The sequence below is a fragment of the Bremerella sp. TYQ1 genome, assembly GCF_020150455.1.
Lineage (GTDB): Bacteria > Planctomycetota > Planctomycetia > Pirellulales > Pirellulaceae > Bremerella > Bremerella volcania_A.
The window spans coordinates 6,512,936-6,529,894 of the sequence record NZ_CP083740.1; the positions used below are offsets into that span (position 1 = coordinate 6,512,936).

At 53.6% G+C, this 16,959-nt stretch carries 14 protein-coding genes; 6 read left to right on the forward strand and 8 right to left on the reverse strand.

Annotated features, from left to right (window positions below; translation table 11 throughout):
- Nucleotides 1-11 precede the first annotated feature (11 nt).
- Nucleotides 12-989, forward strand: a complete 978-nt coding sequence (locus LA756_RS26570) for an ABC transporter permease (RefSeq protein WP_224437740.1) — start codon at nucleotides 12-14, stop codon at nucleotides 987-989.
- A 46-nt stretch (nucleotides 990-1,035) separates the two neighbouring features.
- Here LA756_RS26570 and purQ read toward each other — a convergent pair whose 3' ends face one another.
- Genes purQ through LA756_RS26585 form a run of 3 tightly spaced genes read right to left on the reverse strand, consistent with a single transcriptional unit; the run spans nucleotide 1,036 to nucleotide 5,603 of the window.
- Nucleotides 1,036-1,815: a phosphoribosylformylglycinamidine synthase I gene (purQ, locus tag LA756_RS26575; RefSeq protein WP_224437741.1), complete on the reverse strand. Its 780-nt coding sequence runs from the start codon at nucleotides 1,813-1,815 to the stop codon at nucleotides 1,036-1,038.
- Nucleotides 1,816-1,837: 22 nt separating this feature from the next.
- Nucleotides 1,838-4,762, reverse strand: coding sequence for a phosphoribosylformylglycinamidine synthase subunit PurL (gene purL / locus LA756_RS26580; RefSeq protein WP_224437742.1), 2,925 nt, complete (start codon nucleotides 4,760-4,762; stop codon nucleotides 1,838-1,840).
- Nucleotides 4,743-5,603: a prephenate dehydrogenase gene (locus LA756_RS26585; RefSeq protein ID WP_224437743.1), complete on the reverse strand. Its 861-nt coding sequence runs from the start codon at nucleotides 5,601-5,603 to the stop codon at nucleotides 4,743-4,745. Before LA756_RS26585 ends, purL begins: the two co-directional genes overlap by 20 nt.
- A gap of 157 nt (nucleotides 5,604-5,760) precedes the next feature.
- On the opposite strand from LA756_RS26585, the gene LA756_RS26590 reads away from it, so the two are divergent.
- Entirely contained in the window at nucleotides 5,761-6,822 is a 1,062-nt protein-coding gene (locus tag LA756_RS26590; protein WP_224437744.1) for a type II secretion system F family protein, read from the forward strand.
- A gap of 71 nt (nucleotides 6,823-6,893) precedes the next feature.
- Here LA756_RS26590 and LA756_RS26595 read toward each other — a convergent pair whose 3' ends face one another.
- The 5 genes from LA756_RS26595 to LA756_RS26615 all read right to left on the reverse strand — a co-directional run bounded on the left by LA756_RS26595 (nucleotide 6,894) and on the right by LA756_RS26615 (nucleotide 13,188).
- Nucleotides 6,894-8,618, reverse strand: coding sequence for a flotillin family protein (locus LA756_RS26595; protein ID WP_224437745.1), 1,725 nt, complete (start codon nucleotides 8,616-8,618; stop codon nucleotides 6,894-6,896).
- Nucleotides 8,619-8,738: 120 nt separating this feature from the next.
- Nucleotides 8,739-9,374 (reverse strand): hypothetical protein, encoded by a 636-nt coding sequence (locus LA756_RS26600; RefSeq protein ID WP_224437746.1) that lies wholly within the window; start codon nucleotides 9,372-9,374, stop codon nucleotides 8,739-8,741.
- 197 nt (nucleotides 9,375-9,571) lie between these two features.
- Nucleotides 9,572-10,162 carry a hypothetical protein gene (locus LA756_RS26605; protein WP_224437747.1) on the reverse strand — a complete coding sequence of 197 codons (591 nt, stop codon included), beginning with the start codon at nucleotides 10,160-10,162 and terminating at the stop codon, nucleotides 9,572-9,574.
- Nucleotides 10,163-10,282: 120 nt separating this feature from the next.
- Nucleotides 10,283-11,593 carry a lactate racemase domain-containing protein gene (locus tag LA756_RS26610; RefSeq protein ID WP_224437748.1) on the reverse strand — a complete coding sequence of 437 codons (1,311 nt, stop codon included), beginning with the start codon at nucleotides 11,591-11,593 and terminating at the stop codon, nucleotides 10,283-10,285.
- Between the two features lie 134 nt (nucleotides 11,594-11,727).
- Complete coding sequence (locus tag LA756_RS26615; RefSeq protein ID WP_224437749.1) at nucleotides 11,728-13,188, reverse strand: leucyl aminopeptidase; 1,461 nt, start codon at nucleotides 13,186-13,188, stop codon at nucleotides 11,728-11,730.
- A 158-nt stretch (nucleotides 13,189-13,346) separates the two neighbouring features.
- Here LA756_RS26615 and LA756_RS26620 point away from each other — a divergent pair, with 158 nt between their 5' ends.
- The 4 genes from LA756_RS26620 (at nucleotide 13,347) to LA756_RS26635 (ending at nucleotide 16,900) form a co-directional block, all read left to right on the forward strand.
- Nucleotides 13,347-14,015, forward strand: coding sequence for a hypothetical protein (locus LA756_RS26620; protein WP_224437750.1), 669 nt, complete (start codon nucleotides 13,347-13,349; stop codon nucleotides 14,013-14,015).
- Between the two features lie 7 nt (nucleotides 14,016-14,022).
- The gene (locus tag LA756_RS26625; protein WP_224437751.1) at nucleotides 14,023-14,739 is read left to right on the forward strand and encodes a hypothetical protein; all 717 of its coding nucleotides are present in this window, start codon (nucleotides 14,023-14,025) and stop codon (nucleotides 14,737-14,739) included.
- 88 nt (nucleotides 14,740-14,827) lie between these two features.
- On the forward strand, nucleotides 14,828-16,354 hold the full coding sequence (locus LA756_RS26630) for an EF-hand domain-containing protein (protein ID WP_224437752.1): 1,527 nt from the start codon (nucleotides 14,828-14,830) through the stop codon (nucleotides 16,352-16,354).
- A 3-nt stretch (nucleotides 16,355-16,357) separates the two neighbouring features.
- Nucleotides 16,358-16,900, forward strand: coding sequence for a hypothetical protein (locus tag LA756_RS26635; protein ID WP_224437753.1), 543 nt, complete (start codon nucleotides 16,358-16,360; stop codon nucleotides 16,898-16,900).
- Nucleotides 16,901-16,959 lie beyond the last annotated feature (59 nt).

The following is a 16,959-nucleotide window of genomic DNA, read 5'->3' on the forward strand; positions in this document are numbered from 1 at the left end:
AGAAGCACTGAATGCTTAAGAATATCGTTCTGTTTCTGTTGATCTTTGCCATCTTCGGAATTACGTCGGTCATCGCGCCGACGTTCGCCACTCCGTATAACCTCGATATTATGGCTCGCTGGACCGGGTTGTATGGCATCATGGCAATCGGTGCCGCATTTGTCATCATCGCCGGAGGAATCGATCTTTCGATGGGGTCGATGGTCGCTCTGGTGGGCGTGCAATTTGGCATTCTTATTAACGACCAGCAGATGAATCCCTATGTTGCCATGGTCGTCGTGCTGGTCGGGGCAATGCTGATTGGCCTTGGTTATGGGCTGTTGATCACAAAGCTGAAGTTGCAGCCGTTCGTGGTGACATTGTGCGGCTTGCTCGTCCTGCGAAGCATCGCGCGGTACCTGGCTCATGACGATAAGATCTCCAACTTCGTCAGCCCGGAAGGGGGCACCGATATCAACTATCTGACGAACATGGACTTTCTGTGGATCCCGCTACCGTTGTGGATGCTGGGAGGCGTGGCTCTGCTTTCGGCGTTGGTGTTGAATAAGACGACCTTCGGCCGCTACTTGAAGGCCTTGGGCAACAACGAACAAGCGGCACGCTACAGCGGTATCAACACCGACTGGATAACGATCTCGGCGTACATGATTTGCTCGCTGATGGCTGGGATCTCGGCGATACTGTTCGCCATCGATCTGAATAGCGTCGGACCGAACGAAGCCGGGACTTTCTACGAACTGTACGCGATTGCCGCGGCTGTGCTTGGAGGCTGTAGTCTGCGAGGCGGGACCGGATCGATCCTGGGAGTTGTTTTGGGAACGGCGATCCTACGAGAGCTTTATCAGGCGATCGAAACGCTGAAGTTCTCGGAACTGGAAGGAACGGTGATCGGGATCGTGATTCTGGCCGGCGTGATTGCGGACGAGATCATCCGCCGCGTGGTCGATTCGCGGCGACGGAAGCAAGAAGCAAAAGCGTCGAGCGGATAACCACTCGACGCTTGCTTCTCAGAGCGAATTGTTCTTGTTGGGCACTCTAGTTAAAGAACGCGACGGCGTTCTGGAACAGCTTGAGCCCGTCGCCGGGGTCGTTGCCTTCGCCGCGCGTCCAACGTGGGTGATGCGTGCGGTCGATATAGCGTTCCGGGTGCGGCATTAAGCCGAAGATTCGACCGGTCTCGTCACAGACGCCTGCGACATGTCGCTGAGCACCGTTGGGGTTGTCTGGGAACGTAACATCCGCTTCCCCTTCGCGGTTGGCGGCGTAGGTCAAACAAAGCTGCCCAGCGGCGGCCAAACGATTGAGCGTTTCCTCATCGCGAGCGACGAAACGGCCTTCCGCGTGAGCGACCGGCAAATACATTTGCTCGACGCCGTTCAGGAAAACGCACTTATTGCCTGACGTTCGCAGATTCACCCAGCGATCCTGAAACATCTGGCAGTCGTTCCAAGCAAGCGTACTGGAAGGCAGTCCCTGCTCGTCGTCGGCCAACAGCAGACCTGTCTTGATCAGGATCTGAAAACCATTGCAGATGCCGAGAATCAGCTTGCCGTCTTCGTGAAACTTCTTGACAGCGTCCATCAAGTGGTGCCGAAAGAGACTGCCGACAATACGCCCGGCCGAGATGTCGTCGCCGTAGCTGAATCCACCGGAAAGACCGAGGATTTGATAGTCGTTGAGCAGTTCTGGCTTTTCGAGAACACGGTTCAAGTGAACGCGATCAGCAGCGGCACCGGCTTGCTCGAAGGCGTAGGCCGTTTCGAGATCGCAGTTCGTACCAGGCGAGCGGATTAACAGGGCTTTAGGCTGAGCCATCGTATGAGATCTTTCCGTGTCACTACCAATTCAGGGGAGCTTGCCAAGCCTGTTTCAACAGTTCGATTGGTTCGTCAAGCAGCGTTGTTTCGCCGTGCGTGACGACCAGTTCTTTATGTTCGGCGACATTTCCGATGTGGGCAAATGGTGCATCAGCCAATGCGGCTTCAAATGCGGCGGCCGAAGCTTCCGGGACTTCGCACACGAAGCGGGTATTTGACTCGCTATACAGCAGTGAGGTGGCCGATTCCGTGGCAAGTTCGTGCGGGATGTTGTCGAGCGATACGTTCGCTCCCAACCCACCGGCGAATGCCATTTCCGCTAGAGCAACTGCCAAGCCGCCTTCCGACAAGTCGTGACAAGCTCGGATCGAGCCTGCTTGAATGGCGGCATGGATTCCGCCGAATACCTTCTTGGCCAGTTGGGTGTCGACCTTCGGAACTTGACCGCCCACTTTGTCGTTGACCAATGCCCAGTGCGAGCCGCCTAGTTCGTCCTTCGTCAGTCCGACGAGATACAAACGGTTGCCGGCCGACTTCAGGTCCATCGTGACACAAGTCGAGACGTCTTCCACTTGACCCATCGCGCTGATTAACAGCGTAGATGGAATGGCGATTGTCTTTTTGTCGCCATGTTCGTCGAAGTAGCTGAACTCGTTGTTGAGGCTGTCCTTGCCGCTGATGAACGGTGTACCGAGATCGATTGCCAGATCGCGGCAAGCAAGTGCGGCACGAACCAACGTTCCAAGCGTTTCTGGCCGGTCAGTATAGCCCCAGCAGAAGTTGTCGAGGATCGCGATCTTGGAAGGATCAGCACCGACAGCGACACAGTTTCGCAGGGCCTCGTCGATGGCACTTGCGGCCATGTCGTAAGGATCGAAGTCGCCAAAGTGTGGATTCATGCCACAGGAAAGGACAATCCCTTTGCGGCTGTTCAAAACAGGACGGACGACTGCGGCGTCGCTTGGACCGTCGTTCTGAATACCAACTAATGGCTTGATCACGCTGCCCCCTTGGACTTCATGATCGTATTGACGAATGATCCACTCCTTGCTGGCCACGTTGAGCGAGCTGAGGATCTTTCGCAGGTCGTCCCCCAGCGATTGGGTATCGTCCTGTTCGACGGAAAGTGGCTGCGTTGTTGGTGGGGTGAAGATGGCATCACGAACGATGGGTGGGCGACCGTCATGCAGGAATCGCATGTCGAGTTCGCCAACTTTGTTCCCTTCGTAGGTGAGCGTCAAGTTGCCTGTCGGGACGAACTTGCCCAGCACAACGGCTTCGCTTCCTTCCGAGGCGAACAGTGCTTCCAGCTCTGGCCATTTTTCTTCAGGAACTGCGAGAACCATGCGTTCCTGAGCTTCGCTGATCCAGATCTCGGTATAGCTGAGGCCTTCGTACTTGAGTGGTGCTTTCTCGAGCCAAACTTCGGCGCCGATCTCTTCGCCCATTTCGCCGACCGCACTGGAAAAACCACCAGCTCCGCAGTCGGTCACGGCATTGTAGAGATTGCGATCTCGGGCCTCGAGCAGAACGTCGAGTACCATTTTTTCGGTGATCGCGTTACCAATTTGAACGGCACCGCCGGAGAGCGATTCGCTTTCGCTGGTGAGTTCGGCCGAACTGAACGTGGCACCATGGATACCGTCGCGGCCGGTACGTCCACCGACGGCAACGATCAAGTCGTTGGGCTTCACTTCTTTGAACGACATGTCGACAGGGATCAGGCCGACATTCCCAGCGTAAACCAAGGGATTGCCGAGATAACGCTGGTCGAAGTAAACGGCGCCATTCACCGTGGGAATGCCCATACGGTTGCCGTAGTCGCGAACACCGCTGACAACACCCTTCATGACCCGACGCGGATGCAACACGCCTGGGGGCAAGCTGGCTGGATCGGTTTCAGGCGGAGCGAAGCAGAAGACATCGGTGTTGCAGATCGGTTTGGCACCCATCCCGGTGCCCATGGGGTCGCGAATAACGCCACCGATCCCGGTGTTGGCACCCCCGTAAGGTTCCAACGCGCTAGGATGATTGTGCGTTTCGACTTTGAAGCAGATGTTGTATTCGTCGTTGAACGTCACGATGCCGGCGTTGTCTTTGAAAACGCTGACACACCAATCGTCGTCGCCCAGCTTCTTACGAATTTCCTGCGTGGCGGCGAAGATGGTTTCCTTCAACATATTGTCGAAGCGAAGCTCTTGCTTTTCGTCTTTGTAGGCGATCTTGCCGGCCAATGTCTTGTGGCTGCAGTGCTCGCTCCAAGTCTGTGCGACGGTTTCCAACTCGATGTCGGTTGGATCGCGACCTAGTTCCTGGAAGTACTTCTGGATCGTCTGCATTTCGACCAGCGTCAGGTAAAGCTGGCCTTCTTTGCTGAGCAGTTGCAGGTGGTCATCGTCGAGTTCGCGGATGTTGACCGTTTTCAGCTCGAACGGCTGCGATTTGCCGAACGAAAGTCGTTCCAAATCAATGGGGCCGTTGATGACTTGTTCGACCGAATCGTTCGCCAACAGCTTCGTGACAAGACGTTCGGTTTGGGCGTCGTCGAGACCGCCGATCCAGTACTTGCGGAACGTACGAACCGCTTCGGCCGGCTTCCCAAAATCGGCGATGGCGGCCTGGGTACTTTGTGCGACGGGATCCATCACGCCTGGCTTCGGCATGACATGGATCAGTCGATCGTAGAGCGTCGAAGGAGCTTCGGCGAGGATCGCTTCGCCGGCTTGAGCCACGACCGCTTTTTCGACCACGTTGTCGACGAGAAGCTGATCGGCCAACAGCTTGATATGATCCGCGTCGAAATCGGCTTGAACCAAAAAGCCGTGGGCCGTGGCAATTTCGAGGTGGGTGGCAATTTGCAGGTCTTCGGCGTCGGCGACAATCGATGCGGCGAGTCGGTCGACGTGTCCGGGACCGGGATAGATATCAACTTCCCACAATGTCACGGTGGTGCTTTCCCTGTTTTAACAGCTTGATCCAATGCTCGTCCTGACCTGCTTCCAGCGAGGTTCGGAAGGCAGTCAGCAATTTCTCAAAGTTCGCTAGCGACTGCAAGACGTGGGCACGATTCGTGGATAGGATCTGACGCCACAATTCGATGTCGCCAGCGGCAATTCTTGTGGTATCGGCCCAACCGGTACTGGTGAACTTAAGCATTGCTTCGGGGGTCGAACCAGCCACCAACGCCGCGATAACGTGGGGCATATGGCTGGTAGCCGCTACAACCGCGTCGTGTTCGCTGGGGCTCATCTGATGGACTTCGCTGCCGAGCGATTCCCAAAATTTGCGGACAGTCGCTTGAGCGGTACGCTCCGTTTCGGCAACGGGGGTGACAATTGTCACACGATTTTGGAATAAATCGGCCGAAGCATGGTCGCTGCCGCTCTTATCGCTGCCGGCCATGGGGTGGCTGCCGACGAAGTAAACGTCCTTGCGACCACGGACCGACTCACTCAAATGGAGGGTGTCCACGATCTTCTGCTTGGTACTACCAGCATCAGTAATCACCGTGCCAGGCTGGCAGAAGGGGACCAACTGTTCGACAAGTGGAATCACCGATTCGACCGGCGAGCAAACGACAATCAGGTCCGCGCCACGAATTCCGGCTTGCCAGTCAGTGGTGCCTTCGGTGATGCAACCTTGTCGCTGGGCTTTGGCGAGCTTTTCGGCGCTGCGCCCGATGCCGACCACTTTATCCGCTATCTTGCGCTTCAAGGCAGCCAGCCCAATCGAACCGCCAATGAGCCCGACGCCGAGAATCGCGATTTGTTTGAAGTCTGAAGCCACGATAGTTTGCCTGATCAATAAGGTAAGACGGGGATTATAGCAGGAGTTAGGTGAGTTTTCAGTGTTCGGTTTTCAGTTTTCAGTAAGATGTGGGAGTGAGATACGACAACTCAGAGGCTTGCTGAAAACTGAACTACGGAAACTGAAACGTTCTTCCATGCTTTTTTCACCACGAATCCGTACCGATCACCTTGTCCAGTTATGCCGCCGCGTTGGCAATCAGCTTCAAGCTGGTGTCGACATTCGTCGCGTTTGGCTACGTGAAGCAGAGAGAGCTTTTGGGTATCAAAAGCATATGATGGTTGAGATATCCGATTTTTTGAATCGGGGCGGTTCGTTGCCTGATGCGGTCAATCGAACCGGAGAGTATTTTCCAAAGCTATTTCGGCAGATGGTTGAACTTGGGGATGCGACGGGACATATCGATCGAGTGTTTCTCGAATTAGCTGATCAATACGAACATCAGATTCAACTGAGACGTTCGTTTCGTTCCGTAATTGCCTGGCCAACGATTCAGTTGGTTTTGGCTATTTTGATCGTCGGTGGTTTGATCTATATCATGGGCTGGGTGTCGAAAGGCACCGGCAGCAAGATCGATCCGCTTGGATTCGGCTTGGTCGGAACTCAAGGAGCGATAGAGTATTTTGCTATCGTTGGGATGATTGTCTTTTCTGGATTTATCTTGTACTTGATGTGGTCGCGAGGAAAGTTTGCAGTTCTGCAACTCGATCGCTTGGTTATGAATATTCCCTGGATAGGTACCCCTATTCGGACTCTCTGTTTGTCTAGGATGGCATGGGCGTTGGCTTTGACATTGAAAGGTGGAATGGAGATTCGACAGGCGATGCGACTTTCGATTGACGCAACAAGAAGCCAATACTATCGACAATTCAGTGATACGATTGACCGCGACTTGATTGCTGGCGAAGAAGTTCATGATGCTCTCCGGCGGACACGCATCTTCCCACCTGACTTTCTGGACGTTGTCGAAACCGGAGAAATTGGCGGAACGCTGGCCGAGTCGCTTGATGTACTCTCGGTGCAGTATCAGCAGAAGGCACGTGATGCATTGAATACGCTGGCTAATATTGCAGGCGTCATCATTTGGATGATGATTATAGGCTTGATAGTCGCCGTGATATTTAAATTGTTTTTTGCGGTTATTCTGGGACCCTACTACGAAGCACTTGAAAACCCGCTTGGTGATCCACGCCGCTAAGCCAGTCAAAAAAAACAGCGGCCACTCGAAAGTGACCGCTGCATGAGTTCGCTCGGAATCTTCTACCAAGTTTAGTTCGCTGAAGGTTCCTGTTCGCTTGGCTTGCTTTGTCCATTGGCCAGCGACTCGGGATCTTCGGTGTAGCGGACGAGAGCTTCGGGCAGTTCGATGCCGCCGATGTCTTTCATGACTTGCATCATGGGTGGCAACGTTTTGGCCATACCGCTGAGCCAGTCGGCAGTGTTCGAGCGGCCGTTTTGACCGCCACCTTCCCAGACGACGACCTTGTCGAACTTGATGTTCGAGATCGCCTTGGCACTGCTTTCGGCCAGCGTGTCGAGGTGTTCCAGCAGCATCAGTTGGAACGCTTCCTTGCTGCTACCGCACGCTTCGACGATGGCTTTCAAACCTTCACCCTTCTTGGCCAGCTTTTCGTACTCACCACGGGCCTCGGCTTCCAGTTTGGCGTAAATCGCGTCGGCTTCGGCCTGGGCGAGAATACGACGTTTGGCAGCTTCGGCAGCCGATTCGACTTCGATCTTCGCTTTTTCGGCTTTCGCAGGAGCTTCAAGCAATGCACGCTTTTCAGCTTCCACGCGTTCAGCTTCGGCCAATGCCGCTTTGGCGAGGGCTTTGTTTTCCGCTTCCTGAACGGCACCTTCCGCTTCGCGTCGACGGATTTCACCACGTTCGTACGCTTCGGCTCGCTTGATGGCCAGCTCGGCTTTCGAGGCAGCGACTTTCGCTTCCGAAATGTTTTCCCCTTCGATGGCGGTCGCATCGGCTTCGGCGATCTTGATACGCTTTTCGCGTTCGGCGTCTTTCACCGCGGCTTCGCGTTCAAACTCGGCGTTGCGCTCACCGATGATCGCCGCTGCGTCGGCGTCGGCAATACGGATACGCTTTTCACGCTCGGCATCTTTCACCTTCGCTTCACGTTCGTATTCGGCGGCACGTTCACCGACGGTTTGCTCCTTTTCAAGTTCCGCGATGCGGATGGCTTGTTCCCGTTCCGCTTCACGGGTACCGATCATTCGGGCCTTGGTCGCGTTGGCGACTTCCACTTCTCGGTCGCGTTGGGCTGAGGCAACACGAATTTCACCCATCTTTTCGTTGTCGGCGACGTCACCGCGGGCTTGTTGAATGGCGAGCGAGGCGGCCTTCTGACCGATGGCGTCGATATAGCCAGACTCGTCGGTGATGTCGGTGATGTTCACGTTGATCAGGACGAGACCGATCTTGTTGAGTTCTGGTTCAAGCGAACGCTGAATGTGTTCGAGGAACGTGTCGCGGTCGCGGTTGATTTCTTCAATCCGCATCGAGGCGATCACTTGACGTAGCTGACCGAAAATCAGTTCTTCTGCTTGCTTGCGAATCTCGTTCGTAGTGAGACCCAGCAAACGAACAGCGGCGTTGTCCATCACGCCTGGCATCGTACCGATGGCGACGGTGAAGCAACTCGGCACGTTCACACGGATGTTTTCCGAAGAAAGAGCACCACGCAGCGGGATTTCAATTTGAATCGGTTCCAGGCTCAAGTACGCATAGTCTTGGATCAACGGAATGACAAACTTGGCGCCACCGTGAACCGTTTGAGCCGATTTGCCGCCGCCAGTGCGACCATAGACGACCAGCACGCGGTTACTAGGGCAGCGTTTGTATTGGCTTTGCAGCAGGATTAAAAACCCGAAGAAAGCCATCACGACCATGATGACAATGATGGAGACGATGCCCCAGAAGCCGCTGAAGAATTCCAGCAGGCCACCTTCCTGGGCAAGTAACAATACGTTTTCCATGAGCGGGGTTCCTCAGTGTCGACAATCAGTGCCGGCGCAGTCCGCGCGCAGCGGCAACTAGGCATATGTAGGTTACGAACTACCCATCCAGGGGCAGCGATTGAGAGACGAGCCGATTTTTTAGTGGGCTTGTGCCGTTTGTTCCGGTTCTGCGGAATCTGGCTGAACATCGACTTGTGTCGAAAGCGGGACGACCAGGACGATCGTCGGGCTGATGACTTCGGTGACTTGAACCGGCGTACCGGTCGTTAGCTTTTCGTCCGCTGACGTCTGGGCCGCGAATTCGACAAGCTGATCTTGGACTCGCAGTTGAATCTTGCCCACGCCTTCTTTGTTCGCAGGAATGGGAATGTATACGGTGCCATGTTCGCCGACCGTGTTTCGGATACGGACGGTTCCGTCTTGGGCCAACTTCATCATCAGTTGCATCATCCAGTGCACACCGTACATGGCGGCAAGACCAAAGATGACGGCAATGGTGAAGGAGACCGGTTCGTTCAAGTCGGCCGACAAACATGCGAGCCCAGAGAGGCCGAAGAATGTCAGGGCCGTGACGATGGTCTTAAACGAAAGAACACCGAACAAAGCGGTCGAGCCGTGCGAATCGCCTCCGATGTCGTCCGGAATGTCGTCGGGTATTTCGTCAGGAAAGTCTGTCCCTTCCAGGCCAATACCTACGACCGCCAGCAGAAACTGGAGGACGAACACCGTTCCAGCCACAACAGCACAGCCGAGAAACACCCAGTACAAGGACATCAGACCGACCTTTCACAAAGACGAGCAAACCGAAGTAGCGTTTTCACCCGGGTATTCGTCCATTTTGCGGGAATCTTGAAGGCAAAACCGGAAATCCGCGAGAGAAGCGACGCTGCCCGTAGTTTGGGGTATGGGACTTGGGGCGTCAAATGGAATTGGCCAGGAGAGGGGCATTAAGTTGTTGCAGGGGCAATACTTTACGCTTCGGTTGTCATTTCCTTCTCTGGATCAACATAATCCATCGTCCCTTGGGGAATGGGGATATCCTTGGGCATGTCGTAAAAATGTTGACGGATGACTCGCCTCGGCTGCTCCCAGTTGCCGCTCATATCGACATACTTCCATGCCGAATCAGAAGTTCGCTTATGACCGAGAAGAAAGCCGGTAAATCGTGATTTACCAAAACCGTACGAGACCACCATGGATGTCGGAATGATTACATAGTCATCGTCTCTGGATTGATAGAAGAGAGGTGTTTCCGAGATGAAAAAATGCTCAATCGAAACGTCCTCTGAATCGAACTGCTCGATGATTTCATCGAAGCGATTTTCATAGGCTGCGGGTGCTCCCTCAGAGACACGAACCCGGCGATGCAGAAATTCCCGAACGTGCTCGAAATCATGCGTCTTATATGCTTGCGAAATCTGCTCAAAGTCGTCACGGACTTTAGTGGATTCGACCTCAAGCCATTTCTCATCCGTTACGCGGCTTGAAATCCTTATCGAGCCCCAACTGAAGAAGATCAGAGTGGCTAGAAGCAGAAACAGACCTGCATAATATTTTTTCATTCCGCCTCTGGCTAATACGGATGAATTACGTGCGTTGAGCCACTATTGTTGTCATTAAAAAATGCCTGAGACAACATCTCAGGCATTCTTCTGTAAACAGTTTTTCAGTCGCGGAAGCTACTAAACCTCAGCAAACCCTGTCTTGCGGTTGTACAGCTTTTCTTTCGTGCTCCACAAACCGGCCGAAGGTGTCGCGATGAAGAAGATTTCTTCGCCGTCAGGCATCGTGTTGAAGCCTTCTTTCATGGTTTCGATTGGGTAGCGTTTCAGCGTTTCGTCGTAGTCCGCATAGGCGAAGTGAACCTGTTCGACTTCTTCCTGGTTCAAGTGGCCTGGTGCGTAACGAATGGTGAAGCGGCCCTCCGAAGTGCCATGCATCAGGTGAGCCGTGCCATGGGCCAGATCCTGCATGTCGTCGTTCTCTTTGTAGAGTTCGAGGATTTTTGGCGTCGGCTGATAGCCATACTTCCGAATCAGCGCATCAACGTCAGGCTGTTCACCAAAACGTTTGAGGCCTGGGGCGATCACCAACAGTTCGCCGCCGTCGGCGATTGCCATTCGGGTGCGGTACACGCTTTTGTTCGCGACCCAAGTGCTGAAGAACTCGTCTCCTTGCATGACGCAGACGATCTTTTTGACGGGCTCGTCAAACACGGTAATGTTCTCGGCACGCGACTGCTTCGCAGCGTTCAAGTAGGTGTCCAAATCGTCACCGATGTGAACGCCGGTGTGCACAAGTTCGCCTTCTTCATTACGCGACAGAACGACTTGAACGTAGAAGTCTGGCAAGTGACCGAGCATCTCGTCTTCGGCTTTATTGAAGACGGCGCGAACAGGAGTGATCAGATTGCCGAGGTTATTCTCGATCCCGCAGCTGGCCGCCATCATGTGCGAAGTGCAAATAAGGTCCTTGCCGGCAAGACCGATGAAATAGTTCTTGTTGTGATTGGCAAAGCCGAGCACCTCGTGGGGAACGACGTGACCGATATTGATGATCAGATCCCATTGTTCTTCCATGAGCATTTTGTTGAGCCAAATCGGAATGGCCCAATCGGCGGCCCCTTCGCTGATTTCTTTGACGAAGTCAGCCGAGATCTCACCCACTTTCACGCATCCATCACGCCAATCGTGGGCGTGGATGATTTCGTTCGGGATGTTGCCGAACATCTGCTTGTTCTGCTCAGGCGTATGCGGTTCATGCTGTCCGAGCGTGGGAATGACGTGGATTTCCGCTTCGTCTTTGAGCTTCTCCCAGAAGTACTCTGTGATCCAGCCTGAGCCGGAATGCATGCGTGTGATGTCGGGAGGAAGTAGGAGAACTCGCTTAGGAGTGCCGCAAATCCGCTGGCGAGCTTCTTCGATGGCTCGGTCGAGAATGGCAAGCAACTCTGGCTTTTTGATTTCTTTTGCGGTCTCGGAAATCCAAGGCATGGGTAGGGCAATCCAATTTGAGGGTTAACTGAGCGAGAAGCTTCCGATCGGTCTCTCGCTCTGGAAGCGAGCGAGAGACATAGGAACTCGGGCATGCCTAGAACGAGGACATAGAACCCGACGGGTATTATTTTCTAACCGTTGGCTTGGCGTCGCGCCAATTCCAACAATGTACGAACCGCAAAACCGGTTGCGCCACCACTGCAGTATGGCTTCGGTTTTTCGGCAAAGGAAGGGCCTGCGATGTCGATATGAGTCCACGGAGTATCGTCGATGAACTCTTCAAGGAACTTGGCTGCGGTGATTGCTCCGCCCCAACGCCCGTCGCCCACGTTCTTTACGTCGGCAATTTGGCTTTTCACTTGATCACCGAATTCAGGATACATCGGCAACTGCCACATTTTTTCGCCGGTCGTCAGCGCCGCTTGTTCGATCTCGCGACACCAGTCCGGCTCGTTGGTCATTAGGCCGGCCGTATCTTGCCCAAGTGCGACAACGCATGCACCGGTGAGCGTTGCCAGATCGACAATCGCCATCGGCTTTTCATCGAGGGCAACGTTTAATACGTCGGCGAGGACCAAGCGACCTTCGGCGTCGGTGTTCAAGACTTCGATTGTCTTGCCGCTGCGCGAAGTGAGGATGTCGCCCAGTTTGTAGCTGTCGCCAGAGACCATGTTCTCGACCAGGCCGCAAAGTGCGACGACGTTGACCGGCAGCTTCCACGCGGCGATGGCCTTAATGGCACCGAGCACTGTCGCGGCACCGGCCATATCAGCTTTCATGGTGATCATGCCGTCGGATGGCTTCAGCGAAAGCCCACCGCTGTCGAAAGTCACCCCTTTACCGACCAAAGCGAGTGGCGGAGCACCCTTCTTGCCGCCGGTATAGCGAACGATTACCAAGCGAGGATCTTTTACGCTGCCGCGGGCAACTGCTAGAAGGCTTCCGCAGTTTTCTTCGGTGAGCTTGGCTTTATCCCAAACTTCGATGTTCAAGTCGTGGTTTTCGGCCACGACGGCAGCTTCTTCGGCGAATGTCGCAGGATAGATATCGTTGGCACAGCGGTTGACCAGCGAACGTGTCAGGTTGATCGCGTTGGCCAAAGCGATACCGCGTTCCAAAACTTCGTCGGTTGCCGAATTCCAGAGGATCTCGGCTGGCGGATTCTGTTTCTTCTCTTTGCGGTAGATGTCTTGTCCATGGACACCGACAACTGCCCCGGCAATCGCTTGCTCGGTGACTTCCGATGGCCAGAAGTCGTCGAGATAGAACGCTGCTTTTTCTACCTTCTTACCAGACAGAGCCACCGCAGCGGACGAAGCTGCTTCATAGGCTCGTTGAAGATTCAAATCTTCCTTCTTGCCCAGGCCGACAACAAAGACACGCGTTGTCGCGAAACCACTAGGGGCAAGGATCGTGGTTAGTTCGTTCGGTTTTCCCGTGATATCGCCCGACTCAAGCAAACGTGTGATCGATCCGCCGATCAGGTTGTCCAGCTGATTTGCTGGCGGCGATAGGCCATCTTCGTACACCCCGACGACGATCACATCCCCGGAAAAGTCAGAAATCTTGTGTTCGGTACTCGTGACCTTCATAGACTTTATCTCTGCGCTCGAACGACTCGGGATTTCAGCGGGCTGCCCACCGGAAACCTGCCATTGTATCGCTGAGTCCCGTTTCGATACAGTGTGGATGCGCGAGTGGTCCGGACTGGCCCGAATGGTGGGCAACGAATTCCTTCAGGAGAATGCCGATGAATGCGATTCGAGTGGGGCTGATTGTCACGTTATTTTGGGCTCTTTTACCAGAAAATACCCACGCCCAGTCGCCTAGGGTTGTAGTCGAACTGGCGTTCGTCTCGCGGGCCTCAGAGCAAAAACCGAACGTTTCTCTCCAAGAGGAGCTCGACGCCAAGCTAGAAAGTTCAGAGGCGACTGACGAAGGACTTTTGCCATTCTTCGACAAGTGGTTAAAGGGTAAGGATCGTCGTCTGCATGAAATCGATACGATGCAGTTGAAGATTCCGCTGGGTGTCGAAGTGGAGTTCACGACGCGACATTCTTTGCTGGCAGAGTTTGAACATCCTGATCAAATCGTGCCAGCCATGTCTGGTACAAATCCCGCAGGGCTGAAAGCGATCGTGAGAGTTGATCGTAAGCCAAGCGGCAAGTTCTTTGTCGATTTTCGCTACGAAAAGAAATCGCTTAGATCTCCCACGGTCAATGTCGATGAAGAAACTTCACTTCCGCCAAGCATTCAGACCCTATGGCTGAATAGCAGTGTGGAGTTGGAGCCAGGTCATGCGTGGACTGTTGGGCCGATGACGCAACGAAAGATGGTTGCTGGAAAGCCACTGGACTGCGAAGTTCTGCTGGTTGTTGGTGTGCATCCTGCCGAACCTTCCCCGTTTCCAGTGAAGTAGCCTTTAGATGGCATGCAGGAAAACCGCTATGAGTGCTTTCCGATTATTCATCGTCGCTATGGTTATCGTCGTGAGTCATACGGTTGATCTGGTGGCGGCCACACCACAGGTGATTGTTGAAGTGGCAACCTTCGAACGTCAAAGCCTGCCGGAAACCACGTTGGCTCATGATTTGAAGCAGATGCTTGAGAAAAGCAACGTGCGCGAGATCGGTTTGATTCGGGCAATTAAGCAGTGGGAAACCGGGACGAAGGAAATGCCGCTGCTAATCGACACCGTCCGGGTCAAAACGGAGTTGGGAACGCTGGTTGATATCGAGACCGAAAGAATGTTCGCGCCAGATCCTCGTGATGAAAGGGAAGAGCGGCCAGACACGCTCTCGGAATTGACGGGAATGGAAGTGCGCTTTCGATCACATCAAATGGAAGATGGGGCCATTGAACTCAAAGGGCGGTTCAGTGTGCTAACGCATGGAGGGCGGGCGCCTGATCATGCGTTTTCGGAGGAAACACTCGCATTGATTAAACAAGAAGTCGGCGTTCGCGGTTTGCAGCGGCGGATCGGCCTCAAAGGAATGACAAGCACTATCAGGCTGAGACCTGGTGACCCGCTTGTTTGCGATGGACTGCCAAATGCCGAAGAAATCGACGGAGAGGTGGTTAGCAAAGAAGCGGTTTGGGTCTATCTGGTACGCTTCGTGAAGAATGAACTGCCGGGCGAATAGGATAGCCAATTCGTTTGCAGAGGCATTTCGCTGGGGGGTAGAATGGGGCTCGCGCGAATTAGGGTGTTTTTCGTTGGAGTTGTCCCCGATGCTCATACGACTTTTCTTTTCGGTACCGATTCTTAGCGTCTTACTCTGTGTGTCGCCTGCATCGGCGGATGTAGGTGAACTGAGTTCTAGCTCGGTTCATGCCTACCAAACAGAGTTCAAGGAAGCCGACCAAAATAAAGATGGCGTCCTCGACGGCGAAGAATTGAAGGCCTATCTCCAACCGTTTCCTGAGGAGATGTTCGAAATCCTCGTTCGCCGACGTTCTTCTCAAGGACATGTTGCTGCAACGGTGGAAGATCTTCTGGAAGTCGCCAAGTTGATGAAACGCTGGAAAGGGTATGACCCTCGCGTAGTGAAAAGTAATCGTCTCTTATGGGAATACGCCGATCGCAACGACGATGGAACGTTGGACAAGGAAGAGATTTCTCAGGGAAAGCTTGTAAGTGGCCATCGGCAGATTCTGCTTGAGAAAATGGATGCGTCTTCGCAAGGAATCACCTTTTCCTCATTTATGGATGCCTTCGGTGAATTCCTTCGCGACGTTGAAATGCGACGCACCATGGAGAACATTCTATATCGCCATCATGGTGCGAAGGATCAACCAATTTCTAGTTTACTGACGGCCTATGAGGATAAGGACGAAGCAAACGTACAAGAGAAGGATGAAAGGAAAGAAGAGGAATTTAACAGCCGACATGCAGATTATTTTCGCAGCTTCGACACCAATGGCGATGAGGTTATATCTGGGAAAGAAGGGCATGAGCTACCTCGCTCGATCAAGTCCGCTTTTTTTGGGGCAACTTTGAAGGATGGCGAGTTACACGTTCCGCTCGAAGGCCCTCCCATTTCCATTGATCAATTTCATGAGGTTGTTGAATCGCTTTATCAGGCAAGATTAAAGAAGATTTTAGCTCAACGGCATGCGGAAGGTGAGCAGGATCGTCAGCGAGGGTTGGATCGATATATAAGTTCGCTTCTGCCTGGTTCTACGAGAAGTCGCGGCAACGACACCGACGATGTAGTGACAATCGAATCGAGCCCGCACGCATCTTACTTTCAGCATCTCGATCAGGATGGCAATGGGGTCGTGGAAGGGGATGAATTCGCAAACCTACCCAGTTTTCTTGAATCAGGTTTTCACCAAAGGTTTCCCGATGCTTGGTCGAAGAAGCAGATCACGATTCGAGAGTTTCACACCTATTGGGAAAATCTAAAGCGAGAACGCAGTGCGGCGAAGCGGCGTAGCAATGAAGATCGCCGCTATGCGGAATATCGGGCAAAACTGTTCTCAAGCGATGAAGTCGATCCCCAAGTAACCAAGAAGCCAGAGTCTGAAGAAGCTGCTGCCGTGGCAAATGCTCCTGCCGATACAGCGGCGGAAGCTACCATCAACGATAAGACCGCAGTGCCTGACTCATGTACGGTAGACATTGTGCTGATTCGTCGCGCTCAGGAGGACTTGCCCGAGCGTACTTTGGCAGAAGAAGTGATGAGCATGCTGAAAGAGCCAGGGCCGCCACTTTCGGCGAAGTTATTGCCATGGCTGGCTGACAAAAGCAATTAACAAGTGGAATTGTTCGACTACATTCAAGCGAAGTCGATTGCCGGTAAGCAAATTACGATCCAGCGTGGCGGACGCGAGGCCTACCCCAGTAGCATTTCGCAGATGGGCGGTGGGCGTAGCACGACTTCCTATAGCTTTCATAACGTTGGCACGCTGGTAAGTGTTAACGCCTCTGACTTTGTCGAAGGCAAATTAGAGTTGGAAATTACTTTTGAAAAGTCCTACGTGGACGCAGTGACCGAAGATAAAGAGCCAGCCGATAAAGAGGTGGCAGAATCCCCTGAGGCAGCGACTTCAACGGAAGAGGCTTCCGAAACTTCTTCACCTAAGACACGCGAAGAAATGCTGGACGAACTGAGAGCCCGGCAACGTTCTTCCGCTTCACGCATCGTTGCGTCAACTGCTACGACACCCCCCTCCATTGAAACGATTACCGCGGAAGGCAAGCTGCGTCTGGAACCTCAGTCTCCAGCTGTGTTGACAGAAATTGCGAGGAAGAAGGGGGATCAATTAGAAGAAATTGTCGTTCTTGTCGAATGGAGATAAATCGTTCGAGTTCGGTTTATCGTCTTACTTAATGCCCCAACGAGCTTCGGCTCGCTAGA